Source organism: Pseudoxanthomonas sp. LjRoot127 (genome assembly GCF_964253495.1).
Lineage (GTDB): Bacteria > Pseudomonadota > Gammaproteobacteria > Xanthomonadales > Xanthomonadaceae > Pseudoxanthomonas_A.
Genome location: NZ_CAXUQR020000001.1, coordinates 71,781 through 87,869 on the forward strand (window position 1 = coordinate 71,781; position 16,089 = coordinate 87,869).

21 protein-coding genes are annotated in these 16,089 nt (G+C 69.4%); 12 read left to right on the plus strand and 9 right to left on the minus strand.

From position 1 onward, the window contains the following. Nucleotides 1–20 precede the first annotated feature (20 nt). The 3 genes from ACSQ19_RS00385 to ACSQ19_RS00395 form a co-directional block, all read right to left on the minus strand. Nucleotides 21–290 carry a hypothetical protein gene (locus ACSQ19_RS00385; RefSeq protein WP_093490678.1) on the minus strand — a complete coding sequence of 90 codons (270 nt, stop codon included), beginning with the start codon at nt 288–290 and terminating at the stop codon, nt 21–23. Between the two features lie 337 nt (nt 291–627). Beyond that, nucleotides 628–1,920 (minus strand): amidohydrolase family protein, encoded by a 1,293-nt coding sequence (locus ACSQ19_RS00390; RefSeq protein ID WP_435999202.1) that lies wholly within the window; start codon nt 1,918–1,920, stop codon nt 628–630. A gap of 110 nt (nt 1,921–2,030) precedes the next feature. Continuing rightward, a complete protein-coding gene (locus ACSQ19_RS00395) occupies nt 2,031–2,369 on the minus strand; it encodes a YciI family protein (protein WP_435999203.1) in 339 nt (112 codons plus the stop codon). Nucleotides 2,370–2,515: 146 nt separating this feature from the next. Here ACSQ19_RS00395 and ACSQ19_RS00400 point away from each other — a divergent pair, with 146 nt between their 5' ends. Continuing rightward, the gene (locus tag ACSQ19_RS00400) at nt 2,516–3,211 is read left to right on the plus strand and encodes an aspartate/glutamate racemase family protein (protein WP_435999204.1); all 696 of its coding nucleotides are present in this window, start codon (nt 2,516–2,518) and stop codon (nt 3,209–3,211) included. A gap of 9 nt (nt 3,212–3,220) precedes the next feature. Here ACSQ19_RS00400 and ACSQ19_RS00405 read toward each other — a convergent pair whose 3' ends face one another. Continuing rightward, nucleotides 3,221–3,613 (minus strand): RidA family protein, encoded by a 393-nt coding sequence (locus tag ACSQ19_RS00405; RefSeq protein WP_435999205.1) that lies wholly within the window; start codon nt 3,611–3,613, stop codon nt 3,221–3,223. A gap of 134 nt (nt 3,614–3,747) precedes the next feature. Here ACSQ19_RS00405 and ACSQ19_RS00410 point away from each other — a divergent pair, with 134 nt between their 5' ends. Then, complete coding sequence (locus ACSQ19_RS00410; protein WP_435999206.1) at nt 3,748–4,692, plus strand: LysR substrate-binding domain-containing protein; 945 nt, start codon at nt 3,748–3,750, stop codon at nt 4,690–4,692. A 33-nt stretch (nt 4,693–4,725) separates the two neighbouring features. Here the strand turns inward: ACSQ19_RS00410 and ACSQ19_RS00415 are convergent, their stop codons facing one another. The 3 genes from ACSQ19_RS00415 to ACSQ19_RS00425 form a co-directional block, all read right to left on the minus strand. Beyond that, nucleotides 4,726–5,073: a response regulator gene (locus ACSQ19_RS00415; RefSeq protein WP_435999208.1), complete on the minus strand. Its 348-nt coding sequence runs from the start codon at nt 5,071–5,073 to the stop codon at nt 4,726–4,728. 124 nt (nt 5,074–5,197) lie between these two features. After that, nucleotides 5,198–5,668, minus strand: a complete 471-nt coding sequence (locus ACSQ19_RS00420) for an HIT family protein (protein WP_435999209.1) — start codon at nt 5,666–5,668, stop codon at nt 5,198–5,200. Between the two features lie 58 nt (nt 5,669–5,726). Continuing rightward, nucleotides 5,727–6,098 carry a YciI family protein gene (locus ACSQ19_RS00425; protein WP_435999210.1) on the minus strand — a complete coding sequence of 124 codons (372 nt, stop codon included), beginning with the start codon at nt 6,096–6,098 and terminating at the stop codon, nt 5,727–5,729. 141 nt (nt 6,099–6,239) lie between these two features. Here ACSQ19_RS00425 and ACSQ19_RS00430 point away from each other — a divergent pair, with 141 nt between their 5' ends. The 9 genes from ACSQ19_RS00430 to ACSQ19_RS00470 all read left to right on the plus strand — a co-directional run bounded on the left by ACSQ19_RS00430 (nt 6,240) and on the right by ACSQ19_RS00470 (nt 13,677). Then, a complete protein-coding gene (locus ACSQ19_RS00430) occupies nt 6,240–6,503 on the plus strand; it encodes a hypothetical protein (protein WP_435999211.1) in 264 nt (87 codons plus the stop codon). Between the two features lie 36 nt (nt 6,504–6,539). Beyond that, nucleotides 6,540–7,574 (plus strand): NAD(P)H-dependent flavin oxidoreductase, encoded by a 1,035-nt coding sequence (locus tag ACSQ19_RS00435; RefSeq protein ID WP_435999212.1) that lies wholly within the window; start codon nt 6,540–6,542, stop codon nt 7,572–7,574. 241 nt (nt 7,575–7,815) lie between these two features. Then, nucleotides 7,816–8,436, plus strand: a complete 621-nt coding sequence (locus tag ACSQ19_RS00440) for a methylamine utilization protein (protein ID WP_436040753.1) — start codon at nt 7,816–7,818, stop codon at nt 8,434–8,436. Continuing rightward, on the plus strand, nt 8,433–10,781 hold the full coding sequence (locus ACSQ19_RS00445; protein WP_435999214.1) for a putative bifunctional diguanylate cyclase/phosphodiesterase: 2,349 nt from the start codon (nt 8,433–8,435) through the stop codon (nt 10,779–10,781). The genes ACSQ19_RS00440 and ACSQ19_RS00445 overlap by 4 nt, the downstream gene beginning before the upstream one ends. Continuing rightward, nucleotides 10,778–11,650, plus strand: coding sequence for a DUF3034 family protein (locus ACSQ19_RS00450; protein WP_435999215.1), 873 nt, complete (start codon nt 10,778–10,780; stop codon nt 11,648–11,650). Before ACSQ19_RS00445 ends, ACSQ19_RS00450 begins: the two co-directional genes overlap by 4 nt. A gap of 1 nt (nt 11,651) precedes the next feature. Beyond that, nucleotides 11,652–12,128: a group I truncated hemoglobin gene (locus tag ACSQ19_RS00455; RefSeq protein WP_299343121.1), complete on the plus strand. Its 477-nt coding sequence runs from the start codon at nt 11,652–11,654 to the stop codon at nt 12,126–12,128. A 149-nt stretch (nt 12,129–12,277) separates the two neighbouring features. Next, nucleotides 12,278–12,502: a hypothetical protein gene (locus ACSQ19_RS00460; protein ID WP_296282702.1), complete on the plus strand. Its 225-nt coding sequence runs from the start codon at nt 12,278–12,280 to the stop codon at nt 12,500–12,502. Then, nucleotides 12,499–13,008 carry a nuclear transport factor 2 family protein gene (locus ACSQ19_RS00465; protein ID WP_299343119.1) on the plus strand — a complete coding sequence of 170 codons (510 nt, stop codon included), beginning with the start codon at nt 12,499–12,501 and terminating at the stop codon, nt 13,006–13,008. Before ACSQ19_RS00460 ends, ACSQ19_RS00465 begins: the two co-directional genes overlap by 4 nt. Nucleotides 13,009–13,110: 102 nt before the next feature. After that, nucleotides 13,111–13,677 (plus strand): hypothetical protein, encoded by a 567-nt coding sequence (locus ACSQ19_RS00470; RefSeq protein ID WP_299343117.1) that lies wholly within the window; start codon nt 13,111–13,113, stop codon nt 13,675–13,677. Here the strand turns inward: ACSQ19_RS00470 and ACSQ19_RS00475 are convergent, their stop codons facing one another. Together ACSQ19_RS00475 and ACSQ19_RS00480 are read right to left on the minus strand one after the other, a co-directional pair. Beyond that, nucleotides 13,678–14,109, minus strand: coding sequence for a nuclear transport factor 2 family protein (locus tag ACSQ19_RS00475; RefSeq protein ID WP_299343116.1), 432 nt, complete (start codon nt 14,107–14,109; stop codon nt 13,678–13,680). Between the two features lie 127 nt (nt 14,110–14,236). Next, the gene (locus ACSQ19_RS00480; RefSeq protein WP_299343114.1) at nt 14,237–15,472 is read right to left on the minus strand and encodes an HD-GYP domain-containing protein; all 1,236 of its coding nucleotides are present in this window, start codon (nt 15,470–15,472) and stop codon (nt 14,237–14,239) included. A gap of 100 nt (nt 15,473–15,572) precedes the next feature. Here ACSQ19_RS00480 and ACSQ19_RS00485 point away from each other — a divergent pair, with 100 nt between their 5' ends. Further along, nucleotides 15,573–15,974 carry a GFA family protein gene (locus tag ACSQ19_RS00485; RefSeq protein ID WP_435999216.1) on the plus strand — a complete coding sequence of 134 codons (402 nt, stop codon included), beginning with the start codon at nt 15,573–15,575 and terminating at the stop codon, nt 15,972–15,974. Nucleotides 15,975–16,089 lie beyond the last annotated feature (115 nt).

Below are 16,089 nucleotides of genomic sequence, written 5' to 3' on the forward strand. Positions count from 1 at the left end.
CATGAATCGTGCGGGCGCGGTCAGCCGCGCGGCACGCGACGCGGCGCGGACTCTAGCTGACGCACGCGGCCTTCGATCTGATCCAGGCGCTGGTTGGCCTGCTGTGCGGACTGGTTCGCGGCATCGGCGCTCTGCGCCGCACCCTGCACCTTCGTGTCCAGCTGGTCCAGGCGCGAGTTGATGCCTGCGAACTCGTCGTCGTAGGTCGCACAGCCGCTCAGGGCCACGCCGGCCACCATCGCCACACCGAGCACACGCGCCGTCGTCATGAATCGCTTGTTGGTGAACATTCCAATCCTCCTTCTTCTGGGAGCTGGGAATATAGCGGCGTTTCAGCCGATGTCGGCACCCGCCTGTTACCCCCCGTTTGCGTACGTCGAGGCGGCGTGAAGATGGTGAACGACGCGCGTTCAAATTCATGAAATCCGTCGCAGTTGGATCACTGCCTTCATCGTTGAAACGGATGAGGAGACCGTAATCCACGCTTCATGTGGATGCCGTTGATCGACCTGTGCGCGCCTCGATCGTCATCGCCATGTAATTAAGCGCACTCGCCACGGACATCTTGAACGCCCTTCTTCCACGCTGCAGCTACGGAGCGCGCGGCCCTGCCACCGAACGCGCCGGTCAGTCGCGTGCGGGAACAGGTACGACAGGCGTCGCCGCGGCGTCGTAGATCACCTGCCCGCCGCGCACCGTCATGCGCACGTCCGCGAAGGCATCGATGCGCGCCTGCGGATCGGATCCCAGCAGCACCAGATCACCGGCAAGCCCCTCCTGCAAGCGCCCGCGCACCGAGGCCTGGCCGAAGCGTTGCGCCGGCGCCGTGGTGAGGCTGGCGAGGATCTGCCGCCAGTCCAGGCCCGCAGCCGCCATCAGCTGGAACTCGAGCTGCGTGTCGTACACCTCGATGTACCCGGCGTCGGTACCGAACAGCACCACGCCGCCGCCCTGCGCCATCGCACCGAGCTGCTGCTTCGCGGCGCCGACGAACCTCTCCAGCACGGGCGCGGGCACGCCTTCGCGACGCAGTTCCGAATCGAACAGGGTCAGCGTGGGCACGAACGCGACGTTGCTCGCCTTCAGGCGTGCGACGAAGTCGGGCGACCACGCGCCCGCGTCGGGGGCCGCATGCGCGAGGACATCGACGCCGCTCTCCACCGCGACATCGAGGCCCGCGCGGTCGGTGGGATGCGCGAACGCGGGCTTGCCGTGCGCATGCGCCTCGGCCACCGCCGCGGTGGCGATCTCCTTCGACATCGGCAACACGCCACCGGGGCCGCCGATGATCGCGCCGGTGAACAGTTTCACGCCATCCGCCCCTGCCGCGATCTGCGCCGCCGCACGCGTGCGCGCCTGCTCGGGCGTCGCGACTTCCGCGCTGGGCGCGTGGGTCTGCGCCCAGAGCTCGCGCACGTAGATCGGCGTGCCGTGCTCGGGAAAGAACGGCATGTCGACGGTCAGCAGCTGGGGGCCCACGACGTCGCCACGCGCGATGCGCGCGCGCAACGCACGTGCATCGCCCGGCAACGACGCGATGTCGAACAGCGTGGTGAAGCCCCAGCGCGTGAAGCGGTCACGCAGTGCCGCGTCCAGTGCCGCCGCCGGCTGCGCGTCCGGCGCGAGGAAAGGCGGCTTGATCAGATGCACGTGGCTGTTCCAGAAGCCGGCCGCCACGCTCTTCCCGCGACCATCGACGACACGCATGCCGGCCGGCACCGCCACGCGCTCACGGGCGCCTATGGCCACGATGCGGCCGTCGCGGATCACCAGGGTGGCGTCGTCGAGCGGAGCGACATCCGGTGCGGGGTAGAGGCGCGCACCGACGATGGCCAGGTCGTGCGCCGCCACGGGAGCAGCGAAAAGAAGCGCGACAAGCACGCCGGCGGTAACGCGACGCGTCGCAAGCAGGGTCAGCATGAAGTCCTCTCCCGCCCGGTCTGTCCGGGCATCGATGACGCCCAGCATAGGGGACGCGCCGGTCGCGCGGGCACGCGCCATCCGCAGCGCGGGCGGCGGGTCCGCCGCGCCTACGAAGCCGGATCGAATCCGAATACCCGCAGTTCCTGGTCGCAGCGGCAGGCCTTGGCGATGCGCGCCGCCCAGGCGATCGCGTCCTCGCGCGAGGGCAGCTCGAGTACGCAGAATCCGCCGGTGAGCGGCGGTGCCCACGGATAGCCTCCGTCGACGACGGTCGCGTCCGCGGACACCAGGACCGGTGGCACGCTTTCGTCGATGCCACCCCCAAAGACATACACACCCGCGGCCTTCGCCGCCGCGATCACCACACGCGAATCGCGCCCTGCGGCATCCAGCTCGCTGCCGGACACGACCATCGCGGCGCTGGGAAAGGAGATCAGGTACTTCATCGGGCATCCTCGTGGGCGGCGTCGAGGGGGCGCGGCGTGCCACCCCTTGGTCCGGGCAACCTACCCTCGCCCGCCGTGACGCTCAAGCCTCGCCGCTGCGCGGCCGCGCATAATCGACGCGTGATCACACGGCAGGCGGCGCGCGCATGAAGACGATCGGACTGATCGGGGGGATGAGCTGGGAGTCGACGGTGCCCTACTACCGCCAGATCAACGAGGGCATCAGGGAGCGACTGGGCGGGCTGCATTCGGCGTGCGTGGTGCTGTACAGCGTGGACTTCCACGAGATCGAGCAGTGGCAGCACGCAGGCGACTGGGACGCGGCCGGCGAGCGCCTGGCCGATGCGGCGCGCCGCGTGCAGGCCGCCGGTGCCGACCTGCTGGTGCTGTGCACCAACACCATGCACAAGGTGGCGCCGCAGATCGAGGGGGTTGTGTCGATTCCGCTGCTGCACATCGCCGATGCCACGGGCGCGGCCATGGCCGCCGCCGGCCATCGTACCGTCGGGCTGCTGGGCACCCGCTTCACCATGGAGCAGTCGTTCTATCGCGAGCGCCTGCAGCAGGTGCATGGCCTGCAGGTGATCGTGCCGGCGGCGGACGACCGCGCCGTGGTGCACGACGTGATCTATGACGAGCTGTGCCGCGGCGTGATCCGCGACAGCGCGCGCGACGCTTACCGACGCATCATGGACGCGCTGGCGGACCGTGGCGCGGACGCCATCATCCTCGGCTGCACCGAGATCGGCCTGCTGGTGGGACCGCAGGACGCGCGCGTGCCACTGTTCGACACCACGGCCCTGCACGCCAGCGCCGCGGTGGAGGCCGCGCTGTCGGCGTGACGGATCCGCTCAGCGCGGCAGGCGTGCGATCACCTTGATCTCGAAATCGAATCCCGCCAGCCAGGTCACGCCGAGCGCGGTCCAGGCCGGATAGGGCGCTGCCGGGAAGATGTCGTTCTTGACCGCCAGCACGGTGTCGAACTGGCGTTCCGGATCGGTATGGAAGGTGGTCACGTCGATGATGTCGTCCACGGTGCAGCCGGCCGCCTGCAAAGTGGCCTGCAGGTTGGCGAAAGCCAGGCGCACCTGCGCTTCGAAGTCCGGCTCCGGCGTGCCATCCTCGCGGCTGCCTACCTGTCCTGACACGAACAGGAAGGCATCGGCGCGCACGGCCGGGGAATAGCGGTGATGCTCGTACAGCGCGTGGCGGCCTGCGGGGAAAACGACGTTGCGGGTGTTCATGGACGCATCTCCTGTCGGGCCAGTCGCCCGATGCATGGCGATCACTCTAGGCACCGTGGCTTTCCGGATATACACGCCGATCGCGGGATCACTGTTTGTAGAATCGAAACAATTCCCGCCCCCAAGGAGTGCGCATGGACCGCATCGACGCGATGCAGGCCTTCGTCCGCGTGGTCGAGACCGGCAGCTTCACCCGGGCCGCCGAGACGCTGCAGTCGAGCCGCACGCGGGTGACGCAGCTGGTGCAGTCCCTGGAGGCGCACCTGCGGGTGAAGCTGCTCCACCGCACCACGCGCAAGGTCAACGCGACCGCCGACGGCGCCGCGTACTACGCGCGCGTGGTCCGCCTGCTGGCCGACCTGGACGATGCCGAGACCAGCCTGTCGGCCGCGTCCGAGGCGCCGCGCGGGCGGCTGCGCGTGGACGTGCCTGCGCCGCTGGCGCGCCTGGTCCTGGTGCCGGCGCTGCCGGATTTCCACGCGCGCTATCCCGATATCCAGCTGGACCTGGGCGCCAGCGACCGGCATGTGGACCTGATCGACGAGAACGTCGACTGCGTGGTGCGCGGTGGCACGCTCTCCGATCCCTCGCTGCGGGCACGCCACCTGGCAGACCTGGCACTGGGCATCTATGCATCGCCGGCCTACCTGGCACGCGCGGGCACGCCGGTGCATCCCCACGCGCTGGACGACGGTACGCACCGCATCGTCGGCTATCGCGGATCGCGCACCGGCCCTCCGCTGGCGTACGACCTGCAACGAGGCGACGAACACGTCAGCGTGCACGGCCGGCCCGTCATGTCGGTTGACGATGGCAACGCCTATCTGGCGGCGGGGCTGGCCGGCATGGGCGTGCTGTGGCTGCCGCAGTACATGGCCCGCGAGCCCGTCGCGCACGGCGAACTGGTGCCGCTGTTCGAGGACTGGCAGCTGGCGCCGATGCCGCTTTACCTGGCGTTTCCGCCCAGCCGCCATGTCAGCCGCAAGCTGCGGGTGTTCATCGATTGGATCGTGGACCTGATGGCGCAGCAGGCACCGGCAATCCTGCCACCCAAGGCGCGCGATGCGCCGCCGGCGTGAGTCCCGGACCGCGCGTCACGGTGGCGTTCTCGACTAGCGCGGCGTCAGCACGTCCAGCAACAGCGGCACGTTGAAGGGTTTCGTCATCAGCAGGGTGCCGGGCGGCAATCCCGCCATGTCGTTCTTGTCGTGGCCGGAGACCACGCACACGGTTGCGCCGGGATGGAGCACGCGTGCTTCGCGCGCGACCGTGGCGCCGGTGATGTCCGGCATCCAGTAGTCGGTGACGATGCAGTCGTACCTCGCCTGCCGCATCAGATCGAGCGCCGCCGTCGCGGTCGCGGCCTGCGTCACCGTGTGCCCCGCGACCTCGATGGCCTCGGCCACCATGGAGCGGTGCGTGTCGTCGTCATCGACGTAGAGGATGTTCAATGAAGTCATGGCGGAACTTTGCCGCAACGCCCCGCGAAGCTGGTGTGAACCGGAGACGGCTGACCGGTTTCGGTGTCTGGAAGCAGTGCGCGTCCTGCGGACAAGAACGGCAGATGTCCGTCAGCAGCGCAGATCAAGCCGGCAGATGCGCGCGGATCTGCGCGGCCGTCTCCGTCAGGCGTTCGAGGGAGACGCGGACGCGCGCCATCCGCGCCGCATCATCATTCGGGTCGTGGACGGCACCCCGCCTGCGCCCGGCGCTTTCGAAGACGGCGAGTTGCGGCGGGCCGATGCCCCAGTCGCTGCCAGGCTGCCGCGGCACGACGTGGAAATGGAAGTGCGGCGTTTCCTGGCCGCTGTAGACGCCGTTGTTCTGGAACGTGAGGATGCCGAGCGGCCGATAGGCGCGGACAAGGGCGCTGGCGACGCGCTGGGCCGCCCCCAGGACGGCCGCGCACTCCGGTGCGGACAGATCGAGCAGCGTCGCCACGTGCCGGCGCGTGATGACGCAGCACTGGCCGGTCTCGAATTGCCACGGATTGATCACGGTGAGCGTGTGCTCGCCCTCGTCGATGATCTTCCACGGCTCGTCGCGCGCGGCCACGCACAGGTCGCACGGATCCCGGACAGGAAGTTCGATCATCTTCCGCCTCCTGACGGCCTCATCCTTCGAAATGGAATTCCATGGGGATCAGCTCGACGGCCCAGCCGCCCTCCTCGCCCAGCGTGGCCGCCGGATGCAGCGAAGCGATCCGCACCGCCTCTTCGGGACTGTCGGCATCGATGATGAAAAGACCGCCGACCACCTCCTTCGACTCGGTGTACGGGCCGTCGCTGACCTGCGTCCGGCCCTGGCGGGGACGAAGGGTCTTCCAGCCATCCAGGTCGCCCAGCGACGCGGCCAACCGCACCTTGCCGGTCGCGCGCATCGCGTCGTCCCGCGCAGGGCACTGGCCGACCAGCGCCTCGACAGCCGCGGGGCTCATCGCGGCGAACTTTTCGGGGGTGAAATAGGCCAGGCCGAGGTACTTCATGGGAACTCCCGTGGGTCGTGATGCCTTGGCGACGAACCGTAAGGCCGGACATCGACACGTCCGCCGCCTGTGTCATCCTGCGGGGCACGCAGCTTACCGCGGCCCGGTTGCGGCCGCCGGCAAACCATCGAGCGACACGCCATGCCCGATTCACGCGCGCCCTATCTGCCCGTCAACCGCGAATTCCATGATGTGCTGGAAGCCACGGCCATGCGTCGCACCGCCGTCGAAGTCCGCTTCCTCGACGACGATGGCGTGATGCAACGGCGGACCTGCCGCCTCGTCACGCTGTCCGCGCGCGACGGCGTCGAACGGGTGGCACTCGACTCGGGCGAGCACGTCCGCCTCGATAGGCTGGTCGCCGTGGCGGGTACGGCACTGTCGGATTTCCCGGCGCCGACGTGAGTCGGGGCGCCCTCGGGAGTCGCGTAAGCTGACCCCATGACCGCCCTCGCCTCCCTCCTCGGTACCGGCCTGCCGCTGATCCAGGCGCCGATGGCGGGTGTGCAGGACGAACGACTGGCCCTTGCGGTGGCGCACGCGGGCGCGCTCGGTTCCCTGCCTTGCGCGATGCTGGACGCCGCGCAGTTGCAGGCGGCACTCCGGACGTTCGCCGCGCGCGCGCAGCCGGTCAACCTCAACTTCTTCTGCCATGCGAGGGCCGAGCCCGATGCGGACGAGATGCAGCGCTGGCGCGAGGCCCTGGCACCGTACTACGACGCGTACGGCATCGTCCCGCCCACGCCATCGGCTACCGGCGCGCGGCGCCCGCTGGATGCCGCAACGGTGGCGCTGCTGGAACCGTTCCGTCCGCCGATCGTGAGCTTCCACTTCGGACTGCCCGATGCAGCCCTGCTGGCGCGCATCAAGGGCTGGGGCGCGACCGTGCTGTCGTCCGCCACGACGCTAGAGGAAGGCCTGTGGCTGGAACGTCGCGGCGTGGACGCGGTGATCGCGCAGGGCATCGAGGCGGGTGGGCATCGGGGGCATTTCCTCTCCGAGGACCTGACGCTGCAACCCGCAACGCTTCCGCTGGTGGCGTCGTTGTCGAAGGCGTTGGCCGTGCCGGTGGTCGCAGCCGGCGGCATCGGCGATCGCCATGATGTACGGGCCATGCTCGACGCGGGCGCCAGCGCGGTACAGGCCGGCACCGCGTACCTGCTGTGTCCGGAGGCGACGACCACGCCCGTGCATCGCGCTGCGCTCCAGCAGCCGATGCGCGAAGCCGCCGTGACCAACCTGTTCAGTGGCCGGCCCGCCCGTGGCCTGGTCAACCGGCTGATGCGCGAGCTGGGCCCCCTGTCGGACCTGCCACCGGCGTTCCCGTGGGCGTCGCCGGCGCTGGCACCGCTGCGCGCGGCGGCGGAAGCCGTCGGCCGCGATGACTTTTCCCCGCTCTGGTCCGGCGCGCGGCCGGGCACCCTGGCGGGCCTGGATGCCGCCGGGGTCACGCGCCATCTGATGGGCGTGGACTGAGCCCGCGGGTGCCATCGGTGAGGCTGGGCGCGCCTGCATCCGACCATCTCCGTGACGCGTAACGTCAGTTTCAGCCGTTCCGAAGCGACGCGATCCTCTCCCCTGCGGCGTAGCCCAGGCGCGGCAGGGTGTGAGCCGTGGCACGGGATTTGCATGAAATGCCCGGATCAGACAGGGGATATCGATGGATCTGCAGCGGCTCGCAAGGCGGGCATGGTCAGGCGGGGTACTGGCCCTTGCGATGGCGTCGGGCGCCCATGCCGCGGAGGTGCGCCTGGCCGTCGGCAGCAACACCGGGCCGGCGGTGGACGCCGTGGTCAGCCTGCACGGTACGGTTCCGTCGTCCACCCGCACCGCGACCGCACGCATGGACCAGCAGCATTCGGCGTTCGTCCCCGGCGTGCTGCCGGTGCAGGCCGGCACGGTGGTGGCGTTCCCCAACCGCGACAACATCCAGCACCACGTCTATTCGTTCTCCCAGCCGCGGCAGTTCGAGATCCCGCTCTACTCCGGCAACAAGGCCGCGCCGATCCGCTTCGACAAGCCCGGCGTGGTGGTGGTGGGCTGCAACATCCACGACTGGATGATCGGCCACATCGTCGTGCTCGACACGCCCTACTTCGGCAAGACCGGGACCGACGGCAAGCTGTCGCTGGAGGTGCCGCCGGGGCGCTACACGCTGCGCGTGTGGCACGTCCGCGGTAACGGTGCACCGCTCGAGCGCACGCTCGACGTGCCGGCCGCCGGTACTTCCGCGACCCTGCAGGTGTCGCTGGCGCCGGTGAAGAGCGAGGTCCGCGGCAACGACCGTCTCCGCTCGCTGCAGGAGAAGTTCCGCCAGGCCAAGGGCGGCACGCCTTGAAGCCACGCCGTTTCCAGACGCGCGTCATCGCGGTGATGATCGCCGTGGTGGCGGCGGCGCAGCTGGCCACGTTCGCGGTGGTCACGGTCGCGACCCAGCGCGCGGTGTCGTCGCGACTGGAGCAGGAACTGCACGTGGGGCATCGCGTGTGGGAGCAGTTCCAGCAGGGCCGCTCGGAGCAGTTGCTCGCCTCGGCATCGGTGCTGGCGGACGACTTCGGATTCCGTGCGGCGGTGACCAGCGGCGATCTGCCCACGTTGCGCTCGGCATTGGACAACCATGGCACGCGCATCGGCGCGGACCTGGCATGGGTGCTCAACCGCGACGGCCGCTGGCAGGCCAGCGCCAACGGCATGGCGGGCCCCTCGGCCGATGTGTTGGCCGGGATCATGCGGCAGGCCGCCACCGATGGCCTGGCCCTGCAGACGGTGGTGGTGCAGGACGCGCTGTACCTGGTGGTGGTGCTGCCGGTGATGGCCCCTGACCGGGTCGGCTGGCTAGCGGTCGGTCGCCGCTACGACGATACCGTCGCGCAGGAATACCGCAGCCTCACGGGCCTGGAAGCCGCCTTCGTCACCCTGGTCGGCAACCGCACCCGGGTACATGCGGCCTCCCTGCCGATGGACCAGCGCGCGCCCTTCGCCCGCGCCTGGGTGGCCGACGGCGATCACGCACGGCCGGTTGCCGTGGGTGCCGACCATTACCTGTCCGATTCGCATCCGCTGACGCAGGGCGACGACGCCCGGCTGGTGCTGCTGGATTCGTACGACCGCGCGCTCGCGCCCTACCGCGCGCTGCGCTCGCGCATCCTGCTGCTGTCCGGACTGGCGGCGGTGCTCGCGGTCGCCGTGGCGGTTGCGCTGGGGCGAGGCATCAGCCGGCCGGTAGCGCGGCTGGCGCAGGCGGCGCAGCGCATCCAGGCCGGCGACTACTCGCAGGCACCCGTGTCCGGCGGCAGTCGCGAGATCGCCGAGCTGGCCGGCGCCTTCGGCCGCATGCAGGCCGACATCGCAGCGCGCGAGGAACGCATCCTGCACCAGGCGCACCACGACGGGCTGACCGGCCTGCCCAACCGCAGCCATGCCTACGACCGCCTGCAGGCAGCGATCGCGGCGGGCGGCGAAGTGGCGGTGCTGGTGATGGACGTGAACCGCTTCAAGGAAATCAACGACACGCTGGGCCACGAGTTCGGCGACCAGGTGCTGCGCGAAGTGGCGCGGCGCCTGCGCGGCGCGCTGGACGGGGCGCACCTGGTGGCGCGGCTGGGCGGCGACGAATTCATGGTGATGCTGCGTGGCCTGTCCTGCGAGGCTGCGAACGTGCAGGCCCAGGCGTTGTGGACGGCGCTGAAGCAACCGCTGGACCTGCCGAGTACGCGCGTTGGCGTGGAAGGCAGTTTCGGCATGGCCTGCCACCCGCAGCACGGTGCGGATGCCGACACGCTGCTGCGCCGCGCCGATATCGCGCTGTACGACGCCAAGGCCGCGCACGGCGGCGTGGCCGTCTACCAGCCCGGGCGCGACGAGTCGCACCTGAGGCAGCTGCAGCTCATGACCGTCCTGCGCCAGGCAATCGCCGGCAGACAGTTGGAGCTGAAATTCCAACCGAAGCTGGACGCGGCCAGCGCGCACGTGCAGCACGTGGAGGCGCTCGTGCGCTGGCGGCACCCCTCGCTCGGCCCGGTGGCGCCGGACGAATTCATTCCGCTGGCCGAACGTTCCGGCTTCATCCATGAATTGACGCGCTTCGTGCTGGACCAGGCGCTGGCCTGCAATGCCGCGTGGCGCCAGGGCGGGCTCGACCTGGGGCTGGCGGTGAACCTGTCGGCGATGGACCTGCTGGACGCCGACCTGCCCGCCTACATCGAAGAGCGACTGGCGACGCACGGCGTGCCGGCCGCGCGCGTGATCCTGGAAGTCACCGAGAGCGCGTTGATGCAGGACATCGAGTACGCCCTGCGCATGCTGCACCGGCTTAAAGCCTGTGGCGTGCGGCTGGCGATCGACGACTTCGGCACCGGCTACTCATCGCTGGCGCAGCTCAAGCGGATGCCGGTGGACGAACTGAAGATCGACAAGAGTTTCGTGATGCAGCTGGAAGAAGGCAGCGACGATGCGGTGATCGTGCGCTCCACCATCGAGCTGGGCCACAACATGGGCCTGTCGGTGATCGCCGAAGGCGTGGAGAACTATCGCGCACTCGCCCTGCTGCGCCGTTACCGCTGCGACATGGTGCAGGGTTACCTGTTCAGTGCACCGCTCGGCAGTGCCGAGCTGCTGGACTGGTGCCGCCGGCGCGAGACCGCTACCCCGTCCCCTGCCCTCCCGCTGGAAACCGACGCATGACCGTTCGCCTTCGTGCCCTCCCGCTCGCGTGCGCGGTCGCGGCGCTCCTGCCGGCACTGCCCGCGCTCGCCGGACAGGGACGCCTGCTGGCGACCGGTGGCGCGACCCAGATCGAAGGAGCGGCCGGCGGGGGCATCGTGCCGTGGGCCGTGCTGTCCGGTTACGGCACCGACGAACAGTGCGGCGGCACGGCGTTCTACACCCGCGTTGATACCGGCGACTACGCATTGGACGCCTACGGAGCGTCGTACACGTTCGGCAACCGGGTGGAAGTGTCGTTCGCGCGGCAGTCGTTCGACCTGGGCGAACTGCAACGGCGGCTGGCGCTGCCCTGGGACGCGCTGGAACAGGACATCTACGGCGCGAAAGTACGCGTGGCCGGCGACCTGGTCTACACGCGCATGCCGCAGGTGAGCGTGGGGGTGCAGCACAAGCGGCTGCGCGACGGCGCACTTCCGCTGGCGGTCGGCGCCCGCGACGACCATGGCACCGACGCCTACGTGAGCGCCAGCAAGCTGTTCCTCGATGCCGCGGGGGGTTACCAGTTGCTGCTCAATGCCACGCTGCGATCCACCAGCGGCAACCAGGCCGGGCTGCTCGGTTTCGGCGGCGACCGGCGCGCCACACGCAGTTGGCTGTGGGAGGGCTCGGCGGCGGTGCTGCTGGATCCGCGGCTGGCCGTGGGTCTCGAATACCGCCAGAAGCCGGACAACCTCGGCTTCGCCCGCGAAGACGACTGGCGCGATGTTTTCGTGGCGTGGTTCCCGAACAAGCATGTCGCGGTGGTCGGCGCGTGGGCCGACCTGGGCAGCATCGCCACACTGGACGACCAGCGCGGCGCGTACGTTTCCGTGCAGTGGAGCTTCTGACATGAAGGTCGCGCGTATCGCCACCCCCTGGGTGCTGGCCTGCCTGCTCGCCATCGCCGGGTGCGCGTCGACGCCACCGCGCGACGATGCGCTGTACCAGCAGCTGGGCCAGCGCAGCGGCATCGAAGCGCTGGTGGAGACGCTGCTGTTCCGCGTATCCGACGATCCGCGCATCGCGCATCACTTCGCCGACGTGGACATCGTCCACCTCAACGACCGGCTGGTGGAGTTCCTGTGCGTGCAGTCCGGCGGTCCGTGCCGCTACGCCGGCAAGCCGATGGTCGAAGCGCACAAGCACGTCACGGTCGATGAAGCCGACTTCAATGCGCTGGTCGAAGACCTGATGTGGGCGATGGACGAGCGCGGCCTGCCCCGCGCCACGCAGAACCGGCTGCTGCGCCGGCTGGCCGCGATGCAGCGGGACGTGGTCCGTCGGGGACCGCCGCCACCGGAAGCACCGCTGCTGCCGCAGCCCTGACCCGCCGCCCTGCGGAGTGCGCGGATTGATGCGCCGGCCGGGCGCTTTCGTCGCCGTGTCGGACATTTCGTCGCAGATCGCTGGCCCAAGGACGCCGGGGGAGCCAGCATCGGACCTCGTGATCCGCCGGATGAAGGAATCCCCCGACCATGAAGACCCTCCTCGCCCTGCTCGCCTGGTGCCTGCTGTTGGTGCTGTGCTGGCCACTCGCCCTGCTGGCGCTGTTGGCGTGGCCTTTCGTCTGGCTGCTGTCATTGCCGTTCCGGTTGCTCGGCGTGACGTTCTCGGCCCTGTTCGCTTTCCTGCACGCCTTGCTGATGTTGCCGGCCCGCCTGCTGGGCGGGCGTCCGCGCGCCACCGTGGTGGCGGCATGAGCACGTCACGCGCGCGCATCGCGAAGGTCGCGCTGTCCGGACTCGCGGGTGCGGTCCTGCTGCTGGGCGCAGTGGAATCGGCAGCCGCGGCCGACCGCACGCACGAACAGCTCACCCAGGTGGTCGATGCACTGGACAGCGCGCTGTTCGACACGTTCAACACCTGCGCCGACCCCGCCCAACTCGCCAAACATGCCGCCTACTTCGACGACGCGGTGGAGTTCTACCACGACAACGGCGGCGTCACCTGGACCCGCGACGAGATGATCGGACGCACGCGTGCCAACGTGTGCGGACAGTATCGACGCGAGCGCGTGCCGGGCACGCTGACCGTGTTCCCGATCAAGGGCTTCGGTGCCATCGCGCAGGGCACCCATCGCTTCTGCGCACGGTCGGCGACCGAATGCGCGGGCGAAGCGGATTTCGTGATGATCTGGCGCGAGCGCGACGGCCAATGGCAGGTCACCCGCGTGCTGAGCTACGCGCACCGGCAGGCCGCGCACTGAGGGCGCGCGACTTCGCACCCGCTTCACACAGCCTCCGTCACCGGCGCACGCCGGCCGTGGATCCTTTGTCCGGCATGCCCGCCGCCGACACGGAGACTGAACATGACGCACGACACCTATCGCAACGCGATCGCCTGGATACGCGTATTGCGCCCGCTCGTGTGGGGCAGCGGGGCCCTGTTGCTGCTGATGCCGTGGGTCGCCATGCGTTTCACGGACGAGGTGGCCTGGACGGGCGGCGACTTCGTGGTCTTCGGCGCAATGCTGCTGGCCGGCTGTGCCGCGTTCGAGATGACGGCGCGTGTCGCGCGCGTGCCCAGCTACCTGCTGGCAGGTGCCATCGCCGTCGGCGCCGGCTTCCTGCTGCTGTGGGCGAACCTGGCCGTGGGCATCGTCGATGAGCCGGGCCATCGCGCCAACCTGCTCTTCCTGGGCGTGCTGGTGACAGGCGTGCTGGGCGCCGGCGTTGCCAGACTGCAGGCGCGCGGGATGTCCCGTGTGCTCGTTGCGATGGCGCTGGCGCAGATGGCGGCAGGCGGCATCGCGATGGGCATGGACACGCAGGAATCACCGGCGTTCGTGCTGGCGTTCACCGCCCTGTATGTCGTCGCCTGGTTGTTGTCCGCCCTGCTGTTCCACAAGGCGGCCCGAACGCGTGCTGCCGGGTGATCAACGCGGCTTCGAGTGCCACAGCGCGTTGACGATGATCCAGCGGCTGCCGTAGCGGCCCATGTGGAAGTGATCGACGAACCACGGGGTTTCCAGCCGCACCGCGGCGGTCTCGGCGGTGACGTCGAGGATCCGGCAGCTGCGGTTCCACTGGTCCTTCGGCGTCTTCAGCACGCCTTGGCGGGTCAGGCCTACCAGTTCCTCCTTCGACATGCGGCGCAGGCCGAGCCGCTCGTCGGGCGTGTCCCCGGTAACGGCCCGCTTGGCCAGGTCGGGATGCAGCGCACGCGCCACGCGCGCCGGGTCGCCTTCCAGTTGGCCGTCGATGTAGTCGAGGCAGGTGGCTTCGATGGCGGCGAGCGTGGCGGCATCGGCGCCCGGCGGCGGCGCAGAGGCGGCCGCGGCGGCGAAGAGGAGGAAAGTCAGCGACATGGAGGTTCCTGCGAAGGGGACCCGGCGGTGGGGTCGTTCCCCGACGATACGGCAACGGCGGTGCCGGCGGGACAGGATCGCGTGTCCGTGCGGCCGCCCAGGGATCGAATGTCCGGCGCCCGGCGAATCAGGGCAGCCAGAGTTTCTCCAACTCGCGGAATCCCCATTTCTCCGGCGACTCGATGCCGACGATGCGCTCCCGGCCATCGGTCGCGGCCAGGTCGATGTCGGTCAGCAGCAGGTGCGTGCGCGACTTGGCCGAGTAGAAGGCGCGCACGCGCGGCGCGAGCAGCGTGCCGGGGTTCTGTTCCACCACCACCGCCAGGCGCTCGCTGGACAGACGGACGAGGGTTCCCACCGGGTAGATGCCCAGGCTGCGGACGAAGGCCTTCAGCAGGTCGGTATCGAAGTGTCCCTGCCAGCTGGCCATGCGCCGCAGAGATTCGCCGGGGTCCCAACCCGCTTTGTAAGGGCGGTTGGACGTGATGGCATCGTAGACGTCGCAGATGGCCCCCATGCGGGTGAGCACGGGCAAGGCGTCGCCAGGCAGGCGATTCGGGTAACCGGTGCCGTCCATCCGCTCATGGTGGTGGCGGGTGATGTGGAGCACCCCGGCCTGGGTCACGCCGCCTTCGCGCAGCAGGCGCTCGCCGTGCACCGGGTGCTGGCGGATCACGTCGAATTCGTCATCGGTCAGCTTGCCCGGCTTGTTGAGTACGTCCAGCGGCATGGCCGCCTTGCCCATGTCGTGCAGCAGGCCGCCCAGCGCGGCCTCGCGCAGATCGGCATCGGACAGGCCGATCTCGCGCCCCAGCATCACCATCAGCGCGCTGACGGCGACCGAATGCAGGTAGGTATAGCTGTCGGCGTCCTTCAATCGCGCCACGCTGACCAGGGCGGTGGGATGGCGATCGACCGAGCCGGTGATCTCCTCGATCAGCGGCAGGACATGACCGGGATCGACGCCGCGGCCCATGCGTACCTCGCGGAACATGGCCTCGACGGCATCGCGGGCCTCGCCGCAGATGCGGCGCGCACGGGCCAGTTCGGAGGCGAAATCGGGAGCGGCCTCGGGCACCAGGGTCCGGCGGCGGTCCGCTGCTGCCGGGGCATCGTCCTCGGCTCGGGTGGCAACAGTGTCGATGACGGGGGAGACCCCGTCGGCGATCGCATCCTCGCCGTCCCAGGCGCCCAACGACAGGTCGACGACCACCTGCTCCACGCCGCTGTCCTGCAGTTGCGCCAACCGCTCCTCGTCCAGCACGAACGAGGTCCTCCAGAACGGATGCTGCATCCACGGCCCGAGCAGCTTCTGTACATGCATGCCCGGCCGGAGCGCTGCGACATCGAGTGTTTTCAGCATGCACGACTCCACGGCCCCAGGTCGGTTACGCTCCGCGCTCCGGCGATGCCGGCGGGACAGGCCCGACTGCCCCGGAACCGTTATCGGCACGGGAGGCCACATGCTGAAGTCCTATGCGGGCAGTTGCCATTGCGGGGCGGTCCGGTTCGAGGCGGACATCGACCTGACCCAGCCTACCTACCGGTGCAACTGCTCCATCTGCCGGCGCAACCGGTTCTGGCCGGCCATCGTCACGCCGGACCGCTTCCGCCTGCTGGCCGGTGGCGACCAGCTGGTCGAATACCGGTTCAACGCGATGCGCCATTCCCACCATTTCTGCCGGACCTGCGGGGTGCGCCCGTTCGGGATCGGCAACGACGTCCCGGGCGGGGAGCGCATCTACGGCATCAACCTGGGATGCCTGGATGCGACGCCGGAAGAACTGGCGGCCGCACCCGTCACCTGCATCGACGGGGCGCATGACCGTTGGCAGTCGGCACCCGCGTTGACGTCTTATCTGTAGTACTTCTCACTTAGTCCGAAAAAGCCCCCGTTGCCGGCGGCGAATGCGACGCGGACTTGCCACACGCAAGTGGGCTTTTGCTAGTCTGGGTAATTGCCGCCGACCGGGTGCGAGC

Excerpts from the sequence above, each read along its gene's own strand:
- ACSQ19_RS00470 (WP_299343117.1), top strand. The coding sequence starts at position 13,111 with ATGACGCACGACACCTATCGCAACGCGATCGCCTGGATACGCGTATTG.
- ACSQ19_RS00425 (WP_435999210.1), bottom strand. The coding sequence starts at position 6,098 with ATGAAGTACCTCGGCCTGGCCTATTTCACCCCCGAAAAGTTCGCCGCG.
- ACSQ19_RS00450 (WP_435999215.1), top strand. The coding sequence starts at position 10,778 with ATGACCGTTCGCCTTCGTGCCCTCCCGCTCGCGTGCGCGGTCGCGGCG.
- ACSQ19_RS00430 (WP_435999211.1), top strand. The coding sequence starts at position 6,240 with ATGCCCGATTCACGCGCGCCCTATCTGCCCGTCAACCGCGAATTCCAT.
- ACSQ19_RS00400 (WP_435999204.1), top strand. The coding sequence starts at position 2,516 with ATGAAGACGATCGGACTGATCGGGGGGATGAGCTGGGAGTCGACGGTG.
- ACSQ19_RS00455 (WP_299343121.1), top strand. The coding sequence starts at position 11,652 with ATGAAGGTCGCGCGTATCGCCACCCCCTGGGTGCTGGCCTGCCTGCTC.
- ACSQ19_RS00390 (WP_435999202.1), bottom strand. The coding sequence starts at position 1,920 with ATGCTGACCCTGCTTGCGACGCGTCGCGTTACCGCCGGCGTGCTTGTC.
- ACSQ19_RS00475 (WP_299343116.1), bottom strand. The coding sequence starts at position 14,109 with ATGTCGCTGACTTTCCTCCTCTTCGCCGCCGCGGCCGCCTCTGCGCCG.
- ACSQ19_RS00485 (WP_435999216.1), top strand. The coding sequence starts at position 15,573 with ATGCTGAAGTCCTATGCGGGCAGTTGCCATTGCGGGGCGGTCCGGTTC.
- ACSQ19_RS00405 (WP_435999205.1), bottom strand. The coding sequence starts at position 3,613 with ATGAACACCCGCAACGTCGTTTTCCCCGCAGGCCGCCACGCGCTGTAC.
- ACSQ19_RS00385 (WP_093490678.1), bottom strand. The coding sequence starts at position 290 with ATGTTCACCAACAAGCGATTCATGACGACGGCGCGTGTGCTCGGTGTG.
- ACSQ19_RS00480 (WP_299343114.1), bottom strand. The coding sequence starts at position 15,472 with ATGCTGAAAACACTCGATGTCGCAGCGCTCCGGCCGGGCATGCATGTA.
- ACSQ19_RS00435 (WP_435999212.1), top strand. The coding sequence starts at position 6,540 with ATGACCGCCCTCGCCTCCCTCCTCGGTACCGGCCTGCCGCTGATCCAG.
- ACSQ19_RS00415 (WP_435999208.1), bottom strand. The coding sequence starts at position 5,073 with ATGACTTCATTGAACATCCTCTACGTCGATGACGACGACACGCACCGC.
- ACSQ19_RS00465 (WP_299343119.1), top strand. The coding sequence starts at position 12,499 with ATGAGCACGTCACGCGCGCGCATCGCGAAGGTCGCGCTGTCCGGACTC.
- ACSQ19_RS00440 (WP_436040753.1), top strand. The coding sequence starts at position 7,816 with ATGGCGTCGGGCGCCCATGCCGCGGAGGTGCGCCTGGCCGTCGGCAGC.
- ACSQ19_RS00395 (WP_435999203.1), bottom strand. The coding sequence starts at position 2,369 with ATGAAGTACCTGATCTCCTTTCCCAGCGCCGCGATGGTCGTGTCCGGC.
- ACSQ19_RS00460 (WP_296282702.1), top strand. The coding sequence starts at position 12,278 with ATGAAGACCCTCCTCGCCCTGCTCGCCTGGTGCCTGCTGTTGGTGCTG.
- ACSQ19_RS00410 (WP_435999206.1), top strand. The coding sequence starts at position 3,748 with ATGGACCGCATCGACGCGATGCAGGCCTTCGTCCGCGTGGTCGAGACC.